Here is a 20,171-nt window from a genome sequence, read left to right as displayed (position 1 = left end):
TTCGCTGCAAAAGCACCTTCCCGGGAGTTATGCGGACAGAAAGGACGCTATTCGTTCAGTTGGTTCCTCAAACAGGCCGTTCCCCGTCCTCACCGGGCTATCCCGAGCACATGCCGGGGAATCCCGGCGAGATCATCGATGGTGATGATCTCGTCCCAATGTCCGGCTGCCCGCAGCAGTCCGGCTACCTGCTCGGCCTGCCCCTGGCCGAGCTCAAAGCCGACCAGGCGCGGCGGAGCCGGGAGCAGCGGCAGCTGCTCCATCATGCGGCGGTACGGGTCCAGCCCGTCCCCGCCGCCGTCCAGTGCCGTACGCGGCTCATGATCGCGCACCTCGCGCTGCAGCCCGGCGATGTCGCCGCCGGGGATGTACGGCGGGTTGGAGACGAGGATATCCGTCTCCAGCCCCGCAAACGGCTCGAGCAGATCGCCGAGCCGCAGGTCAACGGCCGTGCCGTGCCGCTGCGCATTGCGCCGGGCCACGGCCAGCGCGCCGGGCGAGATATCGCCGGCGCAGACCCGCCACGCCGGCGCTTCCGCCGCCAGCGTGACGGAGATCGCTCCGCTGCCGGCGCCGATATCGACGGCGGTCAGCGGCCGCGCGGCGCAGGCGAAGCCCGCGCCGCTCTCCCGGCGGGCGGCGGTGCGGCCCGCCCCGTAGTGGGCGGCTGCTTCATCCGCAGCCGCCTCATTTCGCGGTCCCGCTTCGCCCCGCACCGCCCCAGCCTCATCGCCCGCAGCTGTCCGCCGCTCGTCTCCTTCAGCTTCACGTGCGGCTTCGCCCCGCACCCCCGCCAGCCCGTCCGGCCACAGCTCCGCGCCGTACTTCAGAATCGCCTCCACGAGCAGCTCTGTCTCCGGGCGGGGGATCAGCACATCGGGCGTGACCTCGAAGGTCCGGCCGTAGAACTCCTGCTCGCGGGTGATGTATTGCACCGGTTCTCCCGCCGCCCGGCGGGTCACCAGCGCTTCCCATTCGGCCTTGCGCGCCAGCGGGAACGGATCAGCCAGCGCCATGTAATAAGCCGCCCCGGACAAGCCCAGCACATGCTCCAGCAGGAGCTGGCTGCTGCGCTGCGGCTCCATAAGGCCGTGCCCGGCCAAAAAAGAAGAAGCCTCCGCAAAGGCTTCCCGGATGCTTTGCAATTCCGACATGACGTAAGAGTCGTGTTTCAAAGCATTATTCTCCTTTTTCCATCAATTCTGCTTGTTCCGCAATCGACAGCGCCGAGATAATCTCGGTAATATCCCCGTTCATCACCTGGTCCAGACGGTGGAGGGTCAAGCCGATCCGGTGATCCGTCACACGGCTCTGCGGGAAGTTGTAAGTACGGATACGCTCACTGCGGTCACCGGTTCCCACCTTGCTTTTGCGTTCTCCGGAATACTTCGCTTCCTCTTCCTGACGCTTCAGATCTGAGATCCGGGTACGCAGCACCTTCAGCGCTTTATCTTTGTTAGAGTTCTGGGACTTGCCGTCCTGGCAGGTAGCCACGATCCCCGTAGGTACATGGGTTACACGCACTGCCGATTTGGTCGTATTAACGGACTGTCCGCCCGCACCGCTCGAACAGAAGGTATCGACACGGATATCCTTGTCATGAATCTCGATTTCGAAGTCTTCCGCTTCCGGCATTACAGCAACCGTAGAGGTAGACGTATGGATACGTCCGCCGGATTCTGTAGTAGGGATGCGCTGCACACGGTGTGCGCCGCTTTCGAATTTCATTTTGCTGTACGCGCCGCGTCCGGTAATTTGGAAGATCACTTCCTTGAAGCCGCCGAGATCATTTGTGTTCACATCCATCAGCTCCACGCGCCAGCCCTGGGTATCGGCATAACGGGTATACATCCGGTAGAGGTCAGAGGCGAACAAGGCCGCTTCGTCACCGCCGGCTGCGCCGCGGATTTCCACGATTACGTTCTTGTCATCGTTAGGGTCCTTAGGCAGCAGGAGCAGACGAATCTTCTCCTCAAGAACAGCCTGACGCTCCGACAGCTCCTCGATTTCCATCTTGACCATTTCTTTCATTTCATCATCAAGCTTCTCGGCCTGCATCATCTTCGCAGCTTCAAGCTCTTCCATTACGTTCTTATATTCGCTATACGCCTCGAAGGCGGGCTGCAAGTCGGATTGTTCTTTGGAATAGTCCCTCAGTTTCTTACTGTCGCTTGCAACATCCGGGTCACATAGCAGTTCACTGAGTTTCTCATAGCGGTCCGCCAGGGATTGCAATCGGTCCAACAAGGGAATTCACCTCTCCTGATTCAAATTCTTCGTTCAATATTACTTTAAATTGTTGCTACAACTGAAGTAGATATACGACTTTATATTATACCACCACAAGCTTCAATTGGCTACACTGCCGGCGGCGGGGATGGGGAAATCTTTTGAAAATGATTCAGATGACGCAAAGAAACCATCCAGCAAGCAAACCTCTACCCCTGAATGGCCTCTCTATAATAAGCGAAAAGTATCTATACGTTGAACCGGAAATGCATAACGTCGCCGTCCTGCACCAAATATTCCTTACCTTCCAGACGCAGCTGCCCGCGTTCCTTGGCACCGTTCATTGAACCTGCCGCCACCAGATCGGTGTAGGCTACAACCTCCGCCCGGATAAACCCGCGCTCGAAGTCCGTATGAATCACGCCCGCTGCTCCAGGGGCCTTGGTGCCCTTGCGGATGGTCCAGGCACGAACCTCTTGAACGCCCGCAGTGAAATAAGTGTACAGGCCCAGCAGCTTGTAAGCCGCTTTGATCAGACGGTTAAGCCCGGATTCCTGCAGCCCCAGCTCCTCAAGGAACATCGCCTTGTCTTCGCCTTCCAGCTCTGCAATCTCCGCTTCCACCTTCGCACTGATCGGCACGACTTCAGCATTCTCGGCTGCTGCGAATTCACGGACCTGCTGCACATAAGGATTCTCCTCGGCAGTCGCCACTTCATCCTCGCCCACATTCGCCGCATACAGCACCGGCTTCAGGGTGAGCAGGTGAAGATCACGCACGATCAGACGCTCATCGTCAGACAACTCCAGACTGCGTGCAGGCTGGTCCTGATACAGGGCTTCCTTCACGCGCTCGAGTACTTCTACTTCCTGGGCGTATTTCTTGTCGCCGCCCTTGATGTTTTTGCGGGAACGCTCAATCCGTTTCTCCACGCTCTCCAGGTCAGCCAGAATCAGCTCCAGGTTAATCGTCTGGATGTCGCTGATCGGATTCACCTTGCCGTCTACATGGGTCACGTTCTCATCAACGAAGCAGCGCACCACATGAACAATGGCATCCACCTCGCGGATATGGGCCAGGAACTTGTTGCCCAGGCCTTCGCCCTTGCTCGCGCCGCGCACCAGTCCTGCAATATCGACGAATTCAAAAGCGGTCGGAACCGTCTTGTTCGGCTGTACCAGCTCTACCAGCTTATCCAGACGTTCGTCCGGTACTTCTACAACCCCGACGTTCGGGTCGATGGTGCAGAACGGATAGTTGGCGGATTCTGCGCCCGCTTGTGTAATTGCATTGAATAATGTCGATTTGCCTACGTTGGGAAGTCCAACGATACCTGCTTTCAAAGCCATTTATATGACAACTCCTATTTTCGGTTGGTTTGATCACCGCATGAAATCCCGAACTGATCTCAAACCATTATATATTAGAACAAATTCTCCAGCAACAGCGGATGTCAAGGGCAAGCGAACAAACTCATCTTACCGGGTAAAAAATATTTACTTGGCGCTGTCCATTATGTTCGGGTTATTGCGTACATTTGGCCCACACGCCTCACCCTAGCCCATTGTGGTCGGTTTTTCGACTACATCCAGCCTACACGGCGCGTCCGCTCCAATTGTAATCGGTTTTTCGATTACATCCAGCCTACACGGCGCGTCCGCTCCAATTGTAATCGGTTTTTTGATTATATCCAGCCTACTTGGCATGCCCGCTCCAATTGTAATCGGTTTTTCGACTATATCCAGCCTACACGGCGCGTCCGCTCCAATTGTAATCGGTTTTTCGATTACATCCAGCCTACTGTGCATGCCCGCTCCAATTGTGGTCGGTTTTTCGATTACATTTCGACTACACGCTGCACCAGTCCCATTTTATCCGTTTTTCCGTGAATCCTTGGCTCACACACCGCCGCACTTACTCCCGAACACTGCCCCTTTAAGCAAAAAGACTCCTTGAGGAGTCCAGTTACTTTGGCTGGTGCTATGCAGAACCTTATGCCTGCCTTGTGCTACTTTCCGCCTGCAGCCTACAACGTCTTGGACATCGTGATGTCTGTAACCTGGAAGCCCATTTTCTTATATAGCCCGAAGGCGCGTTCGTTGTGACCGAAGACATGCAGGCCGATCTTGGCCGCCTTCAGCTTCCGGGCTTCTTCATCCAACAGGAGCAGTGTCTGCTTGCCATAGCCCCGGCCCTGGAACGGCTCGAAGATATAAATGTCATAAATGAACGCCTCCCGCACCCCGCGGTTCTCGGTCACGTTGAACCAGAGATAACCGGCCTCAGTCCCCGAAGTCTCCTCTACTACCGAATAGAAATAAGCTCCCGCCGTATTGAGGCCTTGCGGCAGGTAGCGATTCATCGATTCCTGGGCCTGCGCTAACGCTGTATCTGCATCCCAGGCACCGGCTTGTACTTTCTCTTCTGCGTAGTCGCGGGTAGATTGCTTCAAGAACGACTGAAACGCAGTTTCGTCCATCGGGATTAGTGTAATCGTCATTTGGATACATACCTTCCTTCGGTTCTGATTATAAAAGCAAGCCTGGCATCAGCGCCGGACCAGACGCGGCGTTCCGCGCAATGCGGCAAGATCCGGCGCGCCGATGCCGAACATCACTGTCCGCAGCTCCAGCTCTACCTGGGCCAGCGCCTGATCCAGCGCCTCCTCGGAGCTGACGGCCGGACCCAGCAGTCCCCGTCCGAAGCCCGCCAGATCCGCGCCAAGAGCCAGCGCCTTGGCGGCATCAACGCCGTTCTTCAACCCGCCGCTGCCGATCAATGCCCCGTGCGGAGAGACCGCGCGGACCTCGGCAATGCACTCCGCCGTGGGAATGCCCCAGTCGGCGAAGGCCTCCGCTGCCGCACGCCGCACCGGATCGATGCTGCGGAACTTCTCTACCTGGCTCCAGGAAGTGCCGCCTGCTCCGGCGACATCAATGAAGGCAGCGCCAGCCTGATATAGCCGGGCGGCGGTATCGCCGTCAATCCCCCAGCCGACCTCCTTGATCCCCACTGGAATCTCAAGGCTCCGGCATAATGCCTCTATCCGCTTCAGCAGGGAACCGAAGCCGGTGTCACCCTCGGGCTGGAATACCTCCTGCAGCCCGTTCAAATGGAGAACCAGCCAGTCCGCTCCGGCAATCTCAACCGCCCGGCGGCATTCTTCTACCCCGAAGCCGTACGCGAGCTGCACAGCTCCAACATTTGCAATAACCGGAATCGCGGGGGCATTGGCCCGCACATGGAAGGTAGCCGCCAGCTCCGCGCGTTCTACAGCCGCGCGCACCGAGCCGACTCCCAGCGCCCAGCCCCGGCGCTCCGCCGCTTCGGCCAGCCGCTCATTGATCTTCCCTGTAGCCGCGCTTCCCCCGGTCATAGAGCTGATCAACAGCGGGGTACGCAGCGCACGGCCTAAGAATTCAGTATCCAGTGAGATAGTATCATAATCCAGCTCCGGCAGCGCGTTATGGCGGAACCGGTACTGCTCGAACCCGGTCGTAATTCCACTGCCGGCCACATCTTCATTCAGGCAGAGCCGTACATGCTCAATCTTCCGTTCTCCGGTTCTGGAGTCGGGCAGCAGAGATTTATGTCCGGCAAGACCTAAGCCTGCTGCCTCCTGCCCTGGCTGAGGCCCTGTGCCTGACGGCTCCACAGCGCTCTGCGGCACACCGTTTCGCGGCATATCATTCATGCTGTCTTCCTCCGTTTCTGCTGCACTATTTTCAAACCAACATCACCGTGCGGAGAATGTATGCTGTTTTCCACATACATTCGGCCATACGCCTGCGTGCGAGTACAATGTATGCTGTTTTCCACACACATTCAGACCTTGTGCCTGCCTGCAAGCACTATGTATGCTGTTTTCCACATACATTCGGCCATACGCCTGCGTGCGAGTACAATGTATGCTGTTTTCCACATACATTCAGACCTTGTGCCTGCCTCCGAGCACAATGTATGCTGTTTTCCACACACATTCGGCCATACGCCGTTATACCAGCCGATTGTATTCGGTTTTTAGCATACATTTAGCAACAAATAGCAACAAAGTCACTCTACGAGTTACTCAAAGACCGATGCCCCTAGAAGGCGGCGAAACCGTCTCCACTTGCTATATATCCCGCTCCACAATTACCTTCCATTATAGCACAACTATAGCTCAACCCCGCTCGGCCGTTGAACGCTGGCGGGGTGCTCACTTTTCATATATGGCTTGAAATGTATTCGCCCACCAGCCTGCCGGACAAGGACACCACAGGGGTTCCCCCGCCTGGATGCGTGGTTCCGCCCACATACCACAGTCCCTTAACATCGCTGGAACGGTTGCCTGGACGGGAAAAGGTCTGCTTCACCGTATTGGAGGATATCCCGTAAATGGCTCCCTGATGCGCCAGCGTATCGCGGGCGATATCCTGCGGGGTATACCGCTCCAGCACATCTGCGGACGACAGACCGCTCACACCGTGGCTCTCCAGCACAGACAATACCCGCTCCCCGCACGCATCCCGCTCCTCACTCCAATCGCACGCCGGGCTCAGATAAGGCGCATTAGCCAGAATGAACAGGTTACTGCCGCCCGCAGGCGCCATCTCAGGCTCGGAATAACCGGAGTGGCATACATACACTGTAGGCTGCTGCGGAGGACGCTTATGTTCGAAGATGTCCTTGAATTCCTGCTCATAGTTCTCCGGGAAAAACACCGTATGATGCAGCAGCGCATCATATGTACGCGGCACGCCCGCCAGCGTTACCAGCCCGGACAGAGAGGGCTCGTACGCTTCAATCCTGCGGTCCGTCATTCCCGGACGAACCGCTTCAGGCAACAGCATCCGGTTGATGCTCAGGACATCGCCACCGGCAATCACAGTCTTGGCCGGGTAGAAGCCCTGCGCCGTGTCCACACCTTCTACCGCACCGGAGACTACGGAAATCCCTGTTACCTCTATGCCTGTAATCACCTGCACGCCCAGATTCCGGGCGAGTGAAGAGAGGCCGCTGATTAATTCATAGGTGCCGCCCTTCACCCCGTATACGCCTTCCTGAATCTCCAGATGACCCAGCATGGCGAAGATGGAGGGGGAACGATACGGCGATGATCCGACATAAGTGGCATAGCGGCCTAGCATAGCCAGCGTATTCGGATGGCTGAAGTAGCGGAGCAGCAGGTCATGCAGGCTGAGAAAAGGCCGGACCCGCACCAGATCCCTTACAAGTGAAGGGGAAAGCTTATCCCTCCAGGATAGCAGCAGCCTGTTCAGGAACTGCTTCTCGCTAAGCTGATACAGCCGCGAGGCTTCCTCCAGAAACTCCGGGAACTTCGCAGCATCTGCCGGGCTATATGAGGCCATCTGCTCCAGCATTCGCCCGGTATCCCGTGAGAAATCAACCACCCTGCCGTCTGCGAAAACATTGCGGGTGCGCGGCTCCAGCTCATAGAGCTGGACATAATCCTCCATGCGGGCTCCCGCAAGCTCATAGAGCGAGCGGAAGACATGGGGCATCGTAATCGTACTTGGGCCGCGGTCGAAGGTATAACCCCCTGCCTGCACACGCTGCAGCTTGCCGCCGGGCTGCTGCTGGCGTTCCAGCACAGTGACTTCCCAGCCCTGCGCGGCAAGGGTGACCGCACAGGACAGCCCCCCGAATCCGGCGCCTATGATGACTGCCTTCGGTTTCATCCATAACGCCTTCCTTTCCATTCATAGCCTGCGCGCGTGCGGCTTCCGCGCCAGGATGCCACAGCAATCAGCGACAGGCAGAGTATACTCGCCGGCAGTAAGAGACAGAACCAGAACGGCTGCCGTCCGGCAGCATCACTGGTCCGTTTCACGGCCAGACCGGCAAGCAGCGCAGCAGCAGGCCACAGCGCCGCGCCTGGCTCTCCGCTTAAGCCATAGTATAGAACTGCGGCGGCTGGCACCACATACAGCGACAAATATACAATAAGCACACCCAGCAGCAGCAACGGGTTGCGGCCGATACCGGCATAGATATTCTTCCGGTAGCCGTTCCATACTTGCCGGGCGTTGTGGTACATCCGCATGAACACCTGCTCTGTAACATCCATGAGCGTCACCGTCCCCCCTGAACGTTTCACAGCTCTGGCCAGCGCCATGTCATCCACCAGCTCACTGCGGATGGCCTCATGCCCGCCGCAGCTGTCATAACTGTCCCGGTGAATCAGGATGAAGCCTCCATGCGCCGCAACAAAGCGCGAATCTCTGGAGCCGCGGACCAGCGGAATGGGCAGGTGGCAGATGATGGTGAAGACCATCAGGGGAACCACCAGCCGCTCCAGCCAGGTTCCGGTCATCTGCCGGGGGAAGCCGGTAATCATGCCGCCGCCCGCTGCTTCAGCAGCAGAGAGCGCCGCCTGAAGCGCCCCCTGCTGAAGACGGACATCTGCATCCAGGAACAGCAGCCAGTCCCCGCTTGCCGCTTCTGCAAGCTGCGCACAGGCATGGGACTTGCCCAGCCAGCCCTCTGGCAACGGCCTTCCCTTCAGAACGCGTACCCTGCCGCCGCCCGTCTCTTCGGCAATAGCCCCCGTTCCGTCAGCCGATGAATCATCCAGCACAATAATCTCTGCCCCGATACTACCGGTGCAAGAGGCCATTACGGAGGTGAGACAATCCCCAATATTATCCGCTTCATTCCGGGCGGGGATCAGCACCGACAAGCGCAAGGACCGGGAGGAAGCCGGTGCTGGCAGCACCTGTGCCGCTCTAGCTCCTGGCGCTGCCCCCAGCTTAGGGAGCTGCGCTGCATTCCACCTTGCGAACAAAAGCTGGAGCAGCAGCATACCAGTTACAGCCTGAAAGAACACATTCATCCTCTCCCTCCGCCCGGCCGCAGCAGATCAAGCCATTCATTGGTTGATCTCCCCCGGCGGAGGAGCGGCCGGAATTCATCCGGCATATAGCCTTGATGGTTAAGCACTTTGCAGCGGTGGGACTCCAGTTGTCCGCCAAGAACAGTCTCCAGCAGCCGGGCTATCGCCGAGCGGTCCATCTCCGCCCAAGGGAGCAGCAGCGGCGCACCGGCCAGCAGCGTAGCTTCCGGCTTGGTATGCCGGAACAGGCCGTGGTATAGCGTCACTGGGACTACCGCCGCCCTCGGACTGAGCCGCAGCGCCAAGGAAGCCCCTTCCTTCAGACTCAGCGGCCGTTGCTCCAGCGGCCGGATTTCCCCTTCAGGATACATCCAGACACTCTCCCCCGCCTCCAGCAGCCCGGCTGTATAGCGCAGGGAAGCCCGCGCATCTCCTGGACTTCCGGGGTCAATCGAATATGCGCCAAGCTTTCTGAAGAAGGTATACTTACGCAGCTGCTCCTCTTCCATCATGAAATAATGACGCTTCCCCGGCAGCTTCCCCACGGCATGATAGGCCAGCAGGCCGTCCCACCACGAGCTGTGATTCATGAGGTAGAGAATTCCCCGCCCCGCAGCGGCAGCGGGCTGAAGCTCTCCGCTGATTCCGATGAAGTGGAAATGTCTGCGGAGCAGATACATGGAATTATAGCGGTAGAATAACCAGTCAAATCTTCCCGATGGAACGGCTTCCAGCATAGCGCAGACTCCCTTCGGCTAAGAAAGCGCCTGCCACAGCGATCACCGCGCAGGCAGGCAGCCCCTCTGTCAGGCTGATCAGGCCGAACAGGATCAGGATCGCCTGATACAGGCGGGTGCCCCGGCGGGCAGCCAGGCGGGTGAACGGCACGGCCGGGAGCAGCATAGACAAGGCAGCACCTGCAATCAGCCACCCGCCGAAATTGCTCCAGGGCACCTGATAAAAGCCCCCGCCGCCCTCCCAGTGCCAGAAGTTCCTGGCATGGGCAACAGGGTCAAGCACCAGATCCATCAGGACCGTCCAGAAGCCCACCTGCACGGCCCGCAGCAGCAGGAGCCGGAGGCCCCGCTGTCCGAAATTATGGCTGATCAGCACGGCATTGCAGACAACAGCAATCCAGGCGAAGCCCAGGGTAACCGGCACACCAAATAATAAAGGCCCGAGAATAGTAGAATAATTATAATCCCCAAACAACCGGCCGGAATGCACGCCTACCCATTCAACCGCCATTCCGCCTAACCAGATAAGAGCCGCCGCATACCAGAACCGCTTGGTCATCCGGCCTCCTGAAGAATTGACTGACCAGTCAGACATGAAGGGTTTGAATTGCCCCTTGATTACTAAGTCCAACCCGTAGGCACCGTAGAATACGAGAAATAATCCGTTAGAGAACTTCAGACTATCCGGAATTCCGAACACGATTAAGAGCAGCGCACCGATGGCATACCAGATCCAAAAAAGGGTTCGGACCATGGTCAGACCACCGCAGTTCTTACACCGGCATAACGCACGACCGTACGCTGGAACAGCTGAAGCTTGGCTTCATCGCTGACATAGGATCTTTTGCGGAAAACATCATACCCGTCTGCCTCCACAGCATCCAGAATAGCAGCATAGAAGGATGCGGCAAGCTCAATGGCAAGACCGCTCTCCAAAGGATAACTATCCACATGCGCAAGTCCTTGCCGGAACCAGTCCAGCGCTTCTGTCCGCAGCTCCTGAATAACAGCGGTGAACCGGTGATTGACCTCTCCGTCCTCCAGCTCCTGCTGGCTGTAGCCATGTCTGTCCATCACCTCAAGCGGCACATATCTGCGTCCTCTTCTGAGATCCTCACCTACATCGCGGATGATATTCACCAGCTGCATTCCTATCCCCAGCGCAATTCCCGAGGTCCGTGCCGCTTCACTCTGATCCTCCCGCAGAACAGGCAGCAGCATCTCCCCTACCGTTCCCGCTACAAGATAACAATAATCCTTAAGCTGCTCCATCGTGTCATAGGCTGTGAAGGTAAGATCTCTAAGCTGTCCCTCCATTTGCAATAGAAACGGCTCACGCTGAAGCTGCGGGAAGCTGCTGAACAGCCAGCGCAGCGCCGGCCAGATGAAATGCCCGTCCGCCTGCTCCAAATTCATGAAATGCTCCCGAAGCTCATGGATGCTGTACGGCGCGCCTTCCGGCTCATCCACACTATCGTCTATAATCCGGCAGAAGGCATAAATAACATGCACCGCTTCTCGCCTGGGACTTGGCAGAACATCAAACGCCTTATGGAACGAAGTGGACCCTTTCTTCATCAGTTCCTCACATTGCTGCAGTATCCTTTCATCCATGTACGCTCATCTCCTTTATCATTTCCTGAACGGCAAGCTTCGCTCCCTGCATCACAATCGGCACACCGCCGCCCGGATGGACGGAAGCACCAGCGGCATAGAACCCCTTAAGCGGATACGGCTTCGGCTGGGGCCGGAATACTCCCGACTGGCTCAGCAGCGGTGCAATACCGAAGCTGCCCCCGCCGTACATTCCTTCCTGCTCCGCATCGGCAGGCGTTCTCAGTCTGCGCCAGATCACACTCGCGGTAAGCCCGGGGAAGCCCCGCTTCTCGGCATCCGACATGACTGTATCGGCTAGTGCTCCGGCTATTTCCTCCCAGTTCTTGTCCGGCGCCGCCGGGACTGGAACAAGGAAATAGAGCACGCTCTGTCCGGGAGGGGCTGCACTATCGTCCAGTGCTGCCGGATTAAATACATAATAAGATGAATCCTGGGGAATTTGTCCCCGGTCAAACAGCTCGTGAAGGCTGCTGTTCAGACTGTCCGGCAGGAAGAACTGGTGCACCAGCGAATCCGGCCAGCGCTTATCCGTGGCTGCATAGATCAGCAGACAGCCCGAGGAGGGCTTCCAGGTGCCGCGTTTTATGGCCTTAGCTGTTACGGCTCTGCCCATATTCGCCGTCACAACCGGTGCCTGTTCCTGCTTGAACACACCAGGAGGCAGCAATTGCTCGACATTCGGGAAATCCCCATTGTACAGAACGGCATCATAGGAAATTGACTGCCCCTGAACAACAACTCCGCAGCAGCGGCTCTCTTCAACAATCAGGGATTCCACCTCTGTGCCCGTATGAATCTCTACCCCGCGGTTTTCCAGCTCCCGGGCCATGATCTGTGGCAGCGTCCCATATCCGCCCTTCAGCATCCAGATGCCGAAGGCATGCTCGGCGTAAGGAAGCATGGTGTAAATGCCAGGTGTACGGAAGGGTGCTCCTCCAATATACAAGCTCTGAAGGGAGAACGCATCCTTAAGCTCCTCACTGCGGAAATACTGGCCGATAGCAGAGCGCAGATTCCGGTAAGCACGCAGGCGGACCATCAGCGACAGGTTAGCCGGACTGAAGAATTCCCGCCCGCTTGCATATCCCCGCTCCAGGAACGAGGTCCGCCCCTGCGGATACAGCACCGACATGTCCTTCATGAACCGGGTGAAGCCCTTGCCCTCTCCGGGATAGAGCCGGTCAATCTCCTCCGCCTGCGCCGTAGCATCCGCGAATTTGGTCAGCACCCGCCCGCTTCTGAAGTGAACCCGGTAGAGCGGATCACAGTGCAGCAGCTCCAGGCTGGATCGCGGAAGGCCGCCTTCCTCCAGAATACCCAGAAGCATCTCCGGCAGCAGCACAATGGTAGGACCGCGGTCAATCCGGTAGCCGTCCTGCTCTTCAAAAGCCACCCGGCCGCCTGCTTGGGCTGCCCGTTCATAAATAATCACCTCATGCCCCTGACGGGTAAGCAGCAGCGCTGCCGTCAGCCCGCCGATTCCGCTGCCTACAATGGCAACGCGGCTCATAGCGGAACCCCCGCGCCTGCGCCTGCCTGTACGGTGAACCGCCCCCGTACAGCCTGGTCATGCTCCCGCAGCAGCCGTGTGCTGATCTTGGCCGACTCAAAGATCGTGGGCAGGCCGCTGCCCGGATGGGTTCCCCCGCCGACCAGCCAGATGCCGCGTACCTCCTCGAAGGTATTATGCGGCCGCAGATGCATCATCTGCCCGAGATTATGGGCCAGATTGAAGGTGGCTCCATTGTATACATTCTGCTGGTTCTGCCAGTCCAGCGGAGAGAAGAACAGGCTCTCTTCCACCCGTCCGGCGATTCCGGCCAGCTGCGGAATCTGCTCCAGCCGCTCCATCATCCAGTCCTCCACCTCCGCACGCTCCTGGTCCCAGTCGATACCGGCACTCAGATTAGGCACCGGCATCAGCACGTAGAGCGAGGACTTACCGGGAGGCGCCAGTGTCTTATCGATAACTGACGGATTATGAATATAAATAGAAGCATCCTCCGACAGCACGCCCAGCTCGGTGATCTCTCTGACATTACGCCGGTAATCGTCCGCGAAATGAACCGAATGATGACCCAGGTCCACCTCTCCATCCACACCGAGATAGAGCATAGCTGTGGAGCAGGAATATCTTTTGCGGGCAATCTTGGCAGGCGTATATTTCTTCAAAAGTCCGGGCTCGAACAACTGTGTCATTGCAGAACCAAAATCTGCTCCAATCACAATATAATCCGCATCCACCTTCTCCCCATTCTCCAGCAGCAAGCCTGCGGCCTGCCCGTCCTTGACGATAATGCGCTTCACTCCGCTTGCGGTATGGACCCGCCCACCATGCTCCTGGATGACCTCAGCCATAGCCTGAAGCACGCGGTTAATTCCGCCCGCCGGATGGTACAGGCCGTAACGGTGCTCCATGTACGACAGAATCGTGAAGGTGCCCGGACATTCCCAGGGCGACATCCCCAGATACTTGGCCTGGAACGTGAACGAGAACCGCAGCCGCTCATCATCGAAATAACGGGACAGCCGGTTGTACACAGTGTCTGTAGCATTCAGCTTGGGCAGTGCGTGGAACACATCTCTTTTGACATAATCTCCTAATGATTGAAATGGACGCTGCAGCAGCGGAATCACCCGCTCCAGCTTGCCGGCTTCCTCAGCCATGAATCTGCGGTAGCCGCTGCCATTGCCGGGGAACAGCCGCTCAATCTGCTCGGCCGTCTGATCCTGGTTCGTAGAAGGCGTAAATACGGTATCTCCAAAATGCAGAGAGTACAGCGGATCAAGCGGCGTAAGTGCAACATAATCATGCACAGAACGCCCGGCCAGAGCGAACAGCTCCTCCAGCAAATGAGGCATCATCAAGAAGGTGGCTCCCCGGTCAAAACGGTAGTCTCCCAGCTTCAATTCTCCTGATCTTCCGCCAACAGCCGCCTGCTGTTCATAGAGATCTACTTCATATCCTTCGGCGGCAAGCAGCATGGCGGCGGCCAGCCCGCCCGGCCCTGCGCCGATTACTGCGACTTTTGCGGTATCTGTGGTTCGGATCAAGCGATATCCTCCTTCGTTCAAACATTATACAAAAACTATACAATAGTGATACAAGTATCATACATACTTTGCCGGGCCATGTAAATATCATCCGCCGCACTTCCAGCAATTTGGTTGCTAGACTTATCCATAGCAAAAGAACCGGCCAGCCCTGTACAAGGGTTCTGACCGGTTCCTATGGAATCGCATGCTCTATTAAAATTCACTATAATTGCTGCAAAAGCTACGCCCTATGCCGGCTTCCGGCATATTCCTGATCGAACCAGGCCTGCCACTGCTCCGGCGGCTCCGCCATCACATAGGTGGCGTTGGTATCCTGGAGGCTGATTCCCTCATAGGCTTTGCCGCCCGCAATGAGCTGCATCTCGGGGTATAGTCCACCCAACCGCTCAAGCAGCTCCTCCGTATAAGAGACCAGCGTGCCATTCGTAACGGACAGGCAGACAGCTCCGATCCGCTCTTGCTTCGCCAGCAGCTCCATCACACCGTCCTCGGGGGTATTGGACCCCAAATAGATGACTTCAACCCCGTTCCTGCGCAGGAACAGCGAGAACAGCAGCAGGCCGACCTGGTGATGCTCTCCCGCCGGGCAGAAGGCAAGCACCTTGTGCAAATGGGCATACACCGGGAACACATGAAAGAATTGGGATAGCCGGTTCGAGATCATATGTGTCATATAATGCTCCTGGGCAACGGTTGCCGTCCCTTGCTCCCAGGCATCACCAACCTTCACCAGAACGGGCACCAGCACCTGATGGACCATCGCCTCATAGCCATACAGGGAGAACCCGAAATCGATCAGGGCGTCGGCCCGCTCACCCTGGATGTCGAGCAGGGCTGCATAGATCTGCTGCCTCATTTTGTCCAAGGCATCCTTGGGGTCACCGCCCGCAACGGCCAGCCGTTCATCCAGGTCCTTCTGCTTATGCTGCTTCAGCATCCGCACAGCATGTGAGATACTGATGCCCGGTTTATCGGTCTGTTCCTTCAACCAGCGGAGGTCCTCAATATTCTCTTGGTTGTACAGTCTATAGCCGGACTCGGTACGTTCCGGGACGACAGCCTGATACCGGTTCTCCCACGCCCGCAGAGTGACAGAGGGAATATCGAGCATTTCGACGACCTGTTTGATGGAATACACGATGGTTCTCACTCGCTTCCTGTTTACACTGAATACTTTGAAGATTCAAACCTTATACAAATTATTTACACTCATTATACAATCGCTTCCGTGTTATGTCACCAGAACTTGTATGATGCAGCTTGCCGGTACAGTGCGGATGAAATGGAGGGCTTTTTGTAACACTAGATTTTTCAGGGATTTTACACTCAGCTGCTTCACTTCTCCTTAACGGGCGTTATAGGTACTTACAATGCCGGGCCACCCTATAGCCACTCTGGCCCGGCAGCAGACCCAGGAGGATGAATATGAATCAAGGCCGCCATCCCGTCACACCCGAACAATTACAGATTACGCTGGCTTCAGGTGCCATTACGGCATCCCGCCACAAGCGCCAGACGCAGCTCTTCCTGCGCCGCCGTTCCAAGCTCCTGATTGCCCTGATCCTTCTTCTCCTCTGGCTGGCCGGGGTGATGCTCTATCAGACCCATAAGCCGCTGCCGCCCGGACTTTCTGCGGAAAGCCCTGCTTACAAGGTCAATACGGTTGCCTTCTGGCATGACCTGACTTATCAGGACAACAGCGGCAAGCAGGCGAGGGAAGAACAGATTCTGCCCAGAATCCTGCAGATTATTGAAGAATCCCGGCAATTCCTTGTGATTGATCTGTTCCTGTTCAATAACTATACCCATACAGACCAGCAGTTCCCCGCTGTCAGCCGACAGCTTACCGATAAGCTGCTTGCCCAGAAAGCCGCTCATCCCGCCATGGAGATCGTCTTCATCACCGATGAGGTGAATACGAATTACGGCTCTGCACCTAACGCCCTTCTGGATGAGATGAGCGCGGCCGGGATCAAGGTCATTATTACGGATGTGGATTATCTGCGTGATTCGACTCCCGCTTATTCGGCGGTCTGGCGTACCTTCATCCAGTGGTTCGGGCAATCCGGCAACGGCTGGATTCCGAATCTGATGGCCAGCGGAGGACCGGACATTACCGCCCGTTCTTATCTGAAGCTGCTGAATGTCAAAGCCAATCACCGCAAGGTCGTGCTGAGCGAGAACACCGCTCTGATCTCCTCCGGCAATGTACATGACGCCAGCGCTTATCACTCCAACATCGCTCTGGAGGTGCAGGGCCCTATTCAGGAGGATATTCTGCGGAGTGAGCAGGCAGCGGCTAATCTGTCGGGAGCCGGCCCCCTGCTAAGCAAGCCTCCCAAGTTCAAGCAGCCTGCCGTCGTATCCGGAGAAGCCCCGCTTGAGGTCCGCTATCTGACCGAAGGCAAGGTGTACAAATATGCGCTGGAAGGAATCGCTGCTGCAGGACCCGGGGATGTCATCTGGATGGGGATGTTCTATCTGGCGGACGACAAAATTATTGATGCCCTGCTTGCTGCAGATGCCCGCGGTGCCCAGGTCAGACTGCTGCTTGATCCTAACCAGAATGCCTTCGGACGTGACAAAATCGGCATCCCGAACCGCCCGGTTGCGATGGACCTGGACCGCCGCTCGGAAGGAAATATCCTGATCCACTGGTACAACACGGGCGAGGAGCAGTATCACAGCAAGCTGCTGTTTATTGCCAAGGCATCAGGCGACTCCATCCTGCTCGGCGGATCGACGAACTTCACAGCCCGGAATCTGGACGATTATAATCTGGAGAATGACCTTTGGGTGTCTGTTCCACGGGAGCAGCCATTGCATGCGGAGGTGGAGGGTTACTTCAAGCGGCTATGGAACAACGAGGGCGCTGAATATAGCCTGCCGCTGAAGGAATATCAGAGTGACGCCACCTGGTTGAAATATATCCTCTACCGGATACAGACCCGGCTTGGATTCACCACCTTCTGAATGGAAAAAGAAAAAACGGTACCGTGCCCCAAAAGGCCGGTACCGTTTTTCGATCTGCTCGTCCGCTTACAGCAGCGGAGACATCAGCCGGGCAGCGGATTCCAGCAGCCGCTCCAGCAGTCTTTTCTCCATGAAGGTCTCATGGACAATCTGCCGCGTGGACTGCAGGTCACGCTCGAAGTCTGCGACAATGCGCGAGACACTCTCGGTCTGCAGCAGCAGCGCGTTCACCTCGAAATTAAGATGGAAGCTGCGCATATCCATGTTGGCCGTTCCGATTGTAGCAATCTCCCCGTCGGCAATCAGCAGCTTGGAGTGGATGAAGCCCTTCTCATATTCATAGATCTTCACGCCGGACTCCAGCAGCGCCGGGAAGTAGGAATGGGAGGCCAGGAACGGAATCCATTTATCCGGCTTGGCCGGGAACAGCAGGCGGACATCCAGCCCCGACATCGCCGCCACACGCAGCGCAGTCAGTATATCCTCATCGGGGATGAAGTAGGGACTGGCGATCCAGACGGATTTTTCCGCTGTAGTTATCATGGAGAAGAAAATATTCTTGAGCGCACGCCGCTCATTATCCGGGCCGCTGGCAATAATCTGCACCGCCCCGTCCCCGGTCGTGAAGCGAAGCTGGGGGGAGAGGTAATCCTGCTCCAGGATTTTCTCACCGGTCGTGTGCATCCAGTCCTGCAGGAAAATAATCTGCATCGTCCGTACCGCTTCGCCTCTCAGCAGCATATGTGTATCCCGCCAGAACCCGTAGGTCTTGCTGCGGCTCAAGTACTCGTCCCCGACATTCAGCCCGCCCATGAAGCCGACATCGCCGTCGATGACCACGATTTTGCGGTGATTGCGGTAATTCACCCGGCTGGAGAAAAAGGAGGTGGAATTGCCGTAAGCAGCCACCTGCACCCCCGCATCGCTAAGCTCCTTAAGGAAGGCTCTGGAGAGCTGAATGCTCCCGACCGCATCATACATGAACCGGACCGCCACGCCCGCACGGGCTTTCTCAATCAGAATCTGCTGAATGCGCGTGCCGATATGATCTGCCCGGAAAATATAATATTCCATATGGATATGATGCTGCGCCTGCCGCAGCTCCAGCAGCAGCGTACCGAAGGTCTCTTCACCGTTGGTTAAAATGCGCGTCTCCGAGCTGAACGAAATCGGCGTCCGGCCCAGTCTCTGCGACAGACCCAGCAGCTTCTGCCGCGCAGGGCTGAACACTGACCAATCCTGGTGCATCCGCAGCGCGTCATTCTCAATCCGTTCATAGGCCATGAGATCGCGCTGGGCTTTTTTGTCATACTTGCGCCGTTTGAACACATTCTGTCCGAACAGGAAGTAGAACACCAGCCCCAGCACCGGAATCAGCGCAAGCAGCAGAATCCAGGATACGGTGGTAGAGGGATTGCGGTTCTCCATGAAGATACCGAGTCCGATGGAGATGACCGTCAATGTGGAAAAAATACTGATAATGGTTCCGGCGGTGCTGCCGAAAATCCCAAATCCAAAATAATAGAAAGCCACAAAAGCCGCTATAATGACTATGGCCTGCAGACCTCTTCTCATAGATACCCTACCTTCTCATTCCGCCGATTATCACCAAAATGACACATGTATATCTTACATGAAGAATCCGTTTCTTCCTACTGAAACCTGCAAATTTGTATTGCTGCAGGATATATAATATAATCTCCCTGACCAATCAGTCAAATACAGAACTGTCTAGTCAGAACGGGGGCTTATATCGCCTTGACCGCTAAAAGCATCAACAAAAAAGAACAAATCATCAAGACCGCCATGCAGCTGTTCGCTGTAAAAGGCTCCTCCTCCACCTCCATGCAGGAAATTGCCGAATTATGCGGGATCTCCAAAGGAAGTCTATATCTGATCTTCAAATCTAAAGAAGAGCTGGAGCTCAGCATATACATCTACTGCTTCCGGATGATTCATGCTCCTCTGCAGCAGGAGGAGCAGGCCGCAGACAGAGAGCCCCGGGAGAAGCTGCGCAACCAGCTCGAAATTCTGCTCAGTCATGTATACGAGCTGCGCGAATTCCTGCAGCGCCAATTCCAGGAGGTGGCTGGCAGAGGTGTGGCCGAGATTCCCGATTGGGTGAAGCAGAACAACGCCGCCCTGCTGCGCTGGTTCCAGCAGAAGCTGGAGCTCATGTACGGGCCAGAGATTATGCCCTATGCAGGCGAGCTATGCGTGCTCAGCCACGGCATGATCAGCTCCAGCATCAAGCTGCTGTTCGGCCGCGAGACCGCCCTCTCCATCCCTGAGCTGGCTGACCGGCTGGTGGACTGGCTGGACATTATGGCCGCCGGCCTGCTTGCCGGGCAGCCCGCCCCTCTGATCTCTTCCGCAGTCCTGGCCGGCTGGGCCGAGGGCCAAGGAGAAGGTCCGCGCCAGAGCCCGCTTCAGCTGATCAAAGCAATGAAGCTCCGGCTTAGTGAAGCGGACGGAATCAGCCCGGAGCATGCCGAAGACGGTCTGGAGTCTCTGGGCATTCTGGAGAGCGAAATCCTCACCACCCGGCCACGGAAAGCGATTATTCAAGGGATGATTGCCAATCTTGAGGGGTACCCCGGGCTATCCGTTGAGCTTAGCCAATTGAAGAAAGAATTCACACCTTATATGCACACTTCCTGCGGACTTCATTAAGGACAGATACGGCACGCCCGTAAAATCAAGAATAATTGTACTGGAGGTTC

Annotated in this window: 17 protein-coding genes; 2 read left to right on the top strand and 15 right to left on the bottom strand. The window is 56.7% G+C overall.

Going from position 1 to position 20,171, the window contains the following annotated elements; all coding sequences use genetic code 11:
* Positions 1-89: 89 nt before the first annotated feature.
* The 14 genes from NSU18_RS22095 to NSU18_RS22030 form a co-directional block, all read right to left on the bottom strand.
* Positions 90-1,175 carry a N5-glutamine methyltransferase family protein gene (locus NSU18_RS22095; RefSeq protein ID WP_445321818.1) on the bottom strand — a complete coding sequence of 362 codons (1,086 nt, stop codon included), beginning with the start codon at positions 1,173-1,175 and terminating at the stop codon, positions 90-92.
* Between the two features lie 4 nt (positions 1,176-1,179).
* Positions 1,180-2,247, bottom strand: coding sequence for a peptide chain release factor 1 (prfA, locus tag NSU18_RS22090; RefSeq protein ID WP_341016126.1), 1,068 nt, complete (start codon positions 2,245-2,247; stop codon positions 1,180-1,182).
* 230 nt (positions 2,248-2,477) lie between these two features.
* Complete coding sequence (gene ychF / locus NSU18_RS22085; protein WP_341016125.1) at positions 2,478-3,578, bottom strand: redox-regulated ATPase YchF; 1,101 nt, start codon at positions 3,576-3,578, stop codon at positions 2,478-2,480.
* Between the two features lie 207 nt (positions 3,579-3,785).
* Positions 3,786-4,037, bottom strand: a complete 252-nt coding sequence (locus NSU18_RS22080; protein ID WP_341150067.1) for a hypothetical protein — start codon at positions 4,035-4,037, stop codon at positions 3,786-3,788.
* Positions 4,038-4,255: 218 nt separating this feature from the next.
* Positions 4,256-4,729 (bottom strand): GNAT family N-acetyltransferase, encoded by a 474-nt coding sequence (locus NSU18_RS22075; protein WP_341150066.1) that lies wholly within the window; start codon positions 4,727-4,729, stop codon positions 4,256-4,258.
* Positions 4,730-4,777: 48 nt separating this feature from the next.
* The gene (fni, locus tag NSU18_RS22070; protein ID WP_341150065.1) at positions 4,778-5,923 is read right to left on the bottom strand and encodes a type 2 isopentenyl-diphosphate Delta-isomerase; all 1,146 of its coding nucleotides are present in this window, start codon (positions 5,921-5,923) and stop codon (positions 4,778-4,780) included.
* A gap of 511 nt (positions 5,924-6,434) precedes the next feature.
* Entirely contained in the window at positions 6,435-7,910 is a 1,476-nt protein-coding gene (locus tag NSU18_RS22065) for a phytoene desaturase family protein (protein ID WP_341150064.1), read from the bottom strand.
* Complete coding sequence (locus NSU18_RS22060; protein WP_341150063.1) at positions 7,907-9,064, bottom strand: glycosyltransferase; 1,158 nt, start codon at positions 9,062-9,064, stop codon at positions 7,907-7,909. The genes NSU18_RS22065 and NSU18_RS22060 overlap by 4 nt, the downstream gene beginning before the upstream one ends.
* Entirely contained in the window at positions 9,061-9,801 is a 741-nt protein-coding gene (locus NSU18_RS22055; RefSeq protein WP_341150062.1) for a lysophospholipid acyltransferase family protein, read from the bottom strand. Before NSU18_RS22055 ends, NSU18_RS22060 begins: the two co-directional genes overlap by 4 nt.
* Positions 9,770-10,555 (bottom strand): carotenoid biosynthesis protein, encoded by a 786-nt coding sequence (locus NSU18_RS22050; protein ID WP_341150061.1) that lies wholly within the window; start codon positions 10,553-10,555, stop codon positions 9,770-9,772. Before NSU18_RS22050 ends, NSU18_RS22055 begins: the two co-directional genes overlap by 32 nt.
* Before the next feature lie 2 nt (positions 10,556-10,557).
* Positions 10,558-11,415: a phytoene/squalene synthase family protein gene (locus tag NSU18_RS22045; protein WP_341016116.1), complete on the bottom strand. Its 858-nt coding sequence runs from the start codon at positions 11,413-11,415 to the stop codon at positions 10,558-10,560.
* Positions 11,408-12,928: a phytoene desaturase family protein gene (locus NSU18_RS22040; protein ID WP_341016114.1), complete on the bottom strand. Its 1,521-nt coding sequence runs from the start codon at positions 12,926-12,928 to the stop codon at positions 11,408-11,410. Before NSU18_RS22040 ends, NSU18_RS22045 begins: the two co-directional genes overlap by 8 nt.
* Positions 12,925-14,472: a phytoene desaturase family protein gene (locus NSU18_RS22035; protein ID WP_341150060.1), complete on the bottom strand. Its 1,548-nt coding sequence runs from the start codon at positions 14,470-14,472 to the stop codon at positions 12,925-12,927. Before NSU18_RS22035 ends, NSU18_RS22040 begins: the two co-directional genes overlap by 4 nt.
* A gap of 223 nt (positions 14,473-14,695) precedes the next feature.
* Positions 14,696-15,613, bottom strand: coding sequence for a MerR family transcriptional regulator (locus tag NSU18_RS22030; RefSeq protein WP_341150059.1), 918 nt, complete (start codon positions 15,611-15,613; stop codon positions 14,696-14,698).
* A gap of 287 nt (positions 15,614-15,900) precedes the next feature.
* Between NSU18_RS22030 and NSU18_RS22025 the strand changes: the two genes are divergently transcribed.
* Positions 15,901-17,448 (top strand): phospholipase D family protein, encoded by a 1,548-nt coding sequence (locus tag NSU18_RS22025; RefSeq protein ID WP_341150058.1) that lies wholly within the window; start codon positions 15,901-15,903, stop codon positions 17,446-17,448.
* Positions 17,449-17,514: 66 nt separating this feature from the next.
* On the opposite strand, the gene cls is transcribed toward NSU18_RS22025, so the two are convergent.
* On the bottom strand, positions 17,515-19,023 hold the full coding sequence (gene cls, locus NSU18_RS22020; RefSeq protein ID WP_340751264.1) for a cardiolipin synthase: 1,509 nt from the start codon (positions 19,021-19,023) through the stop codon (positions 17,515-17,517).
* A gap of 183 nt (positions 19,024-19,206) precedes the next feature.
* Between cls and NSU18_RS22015 the strand changes: the two genes are divergently transcribed.
* The gene (locus tag NSU18_RS22015) at positions 19,207-20,121 is read left to right on the top strand and encodes a TetR/AcrR family transcriptional regulator (protein ID WP_341016108.1); all 915 of its coding nucleotides are present in this window, start codon (positions 19,207-19,209) and stop codon (positions 20,119-20,121) included.
* Positions 20,122-20,171: the final 50 nt, after the last annotated feature.

The sequence above is a fragment of the Paenibacillus sp. FSL H8-0048 genome (assembly GCF_038002825.1).
GTDB lineage: Bacteria > Bacillota > Bacilli > Paenibacillales > Paenibacillaceae > Paenibacillus_AQ.
This window is presented reverse-complemented; position numbering and strand designations above follow the sequence as displayed.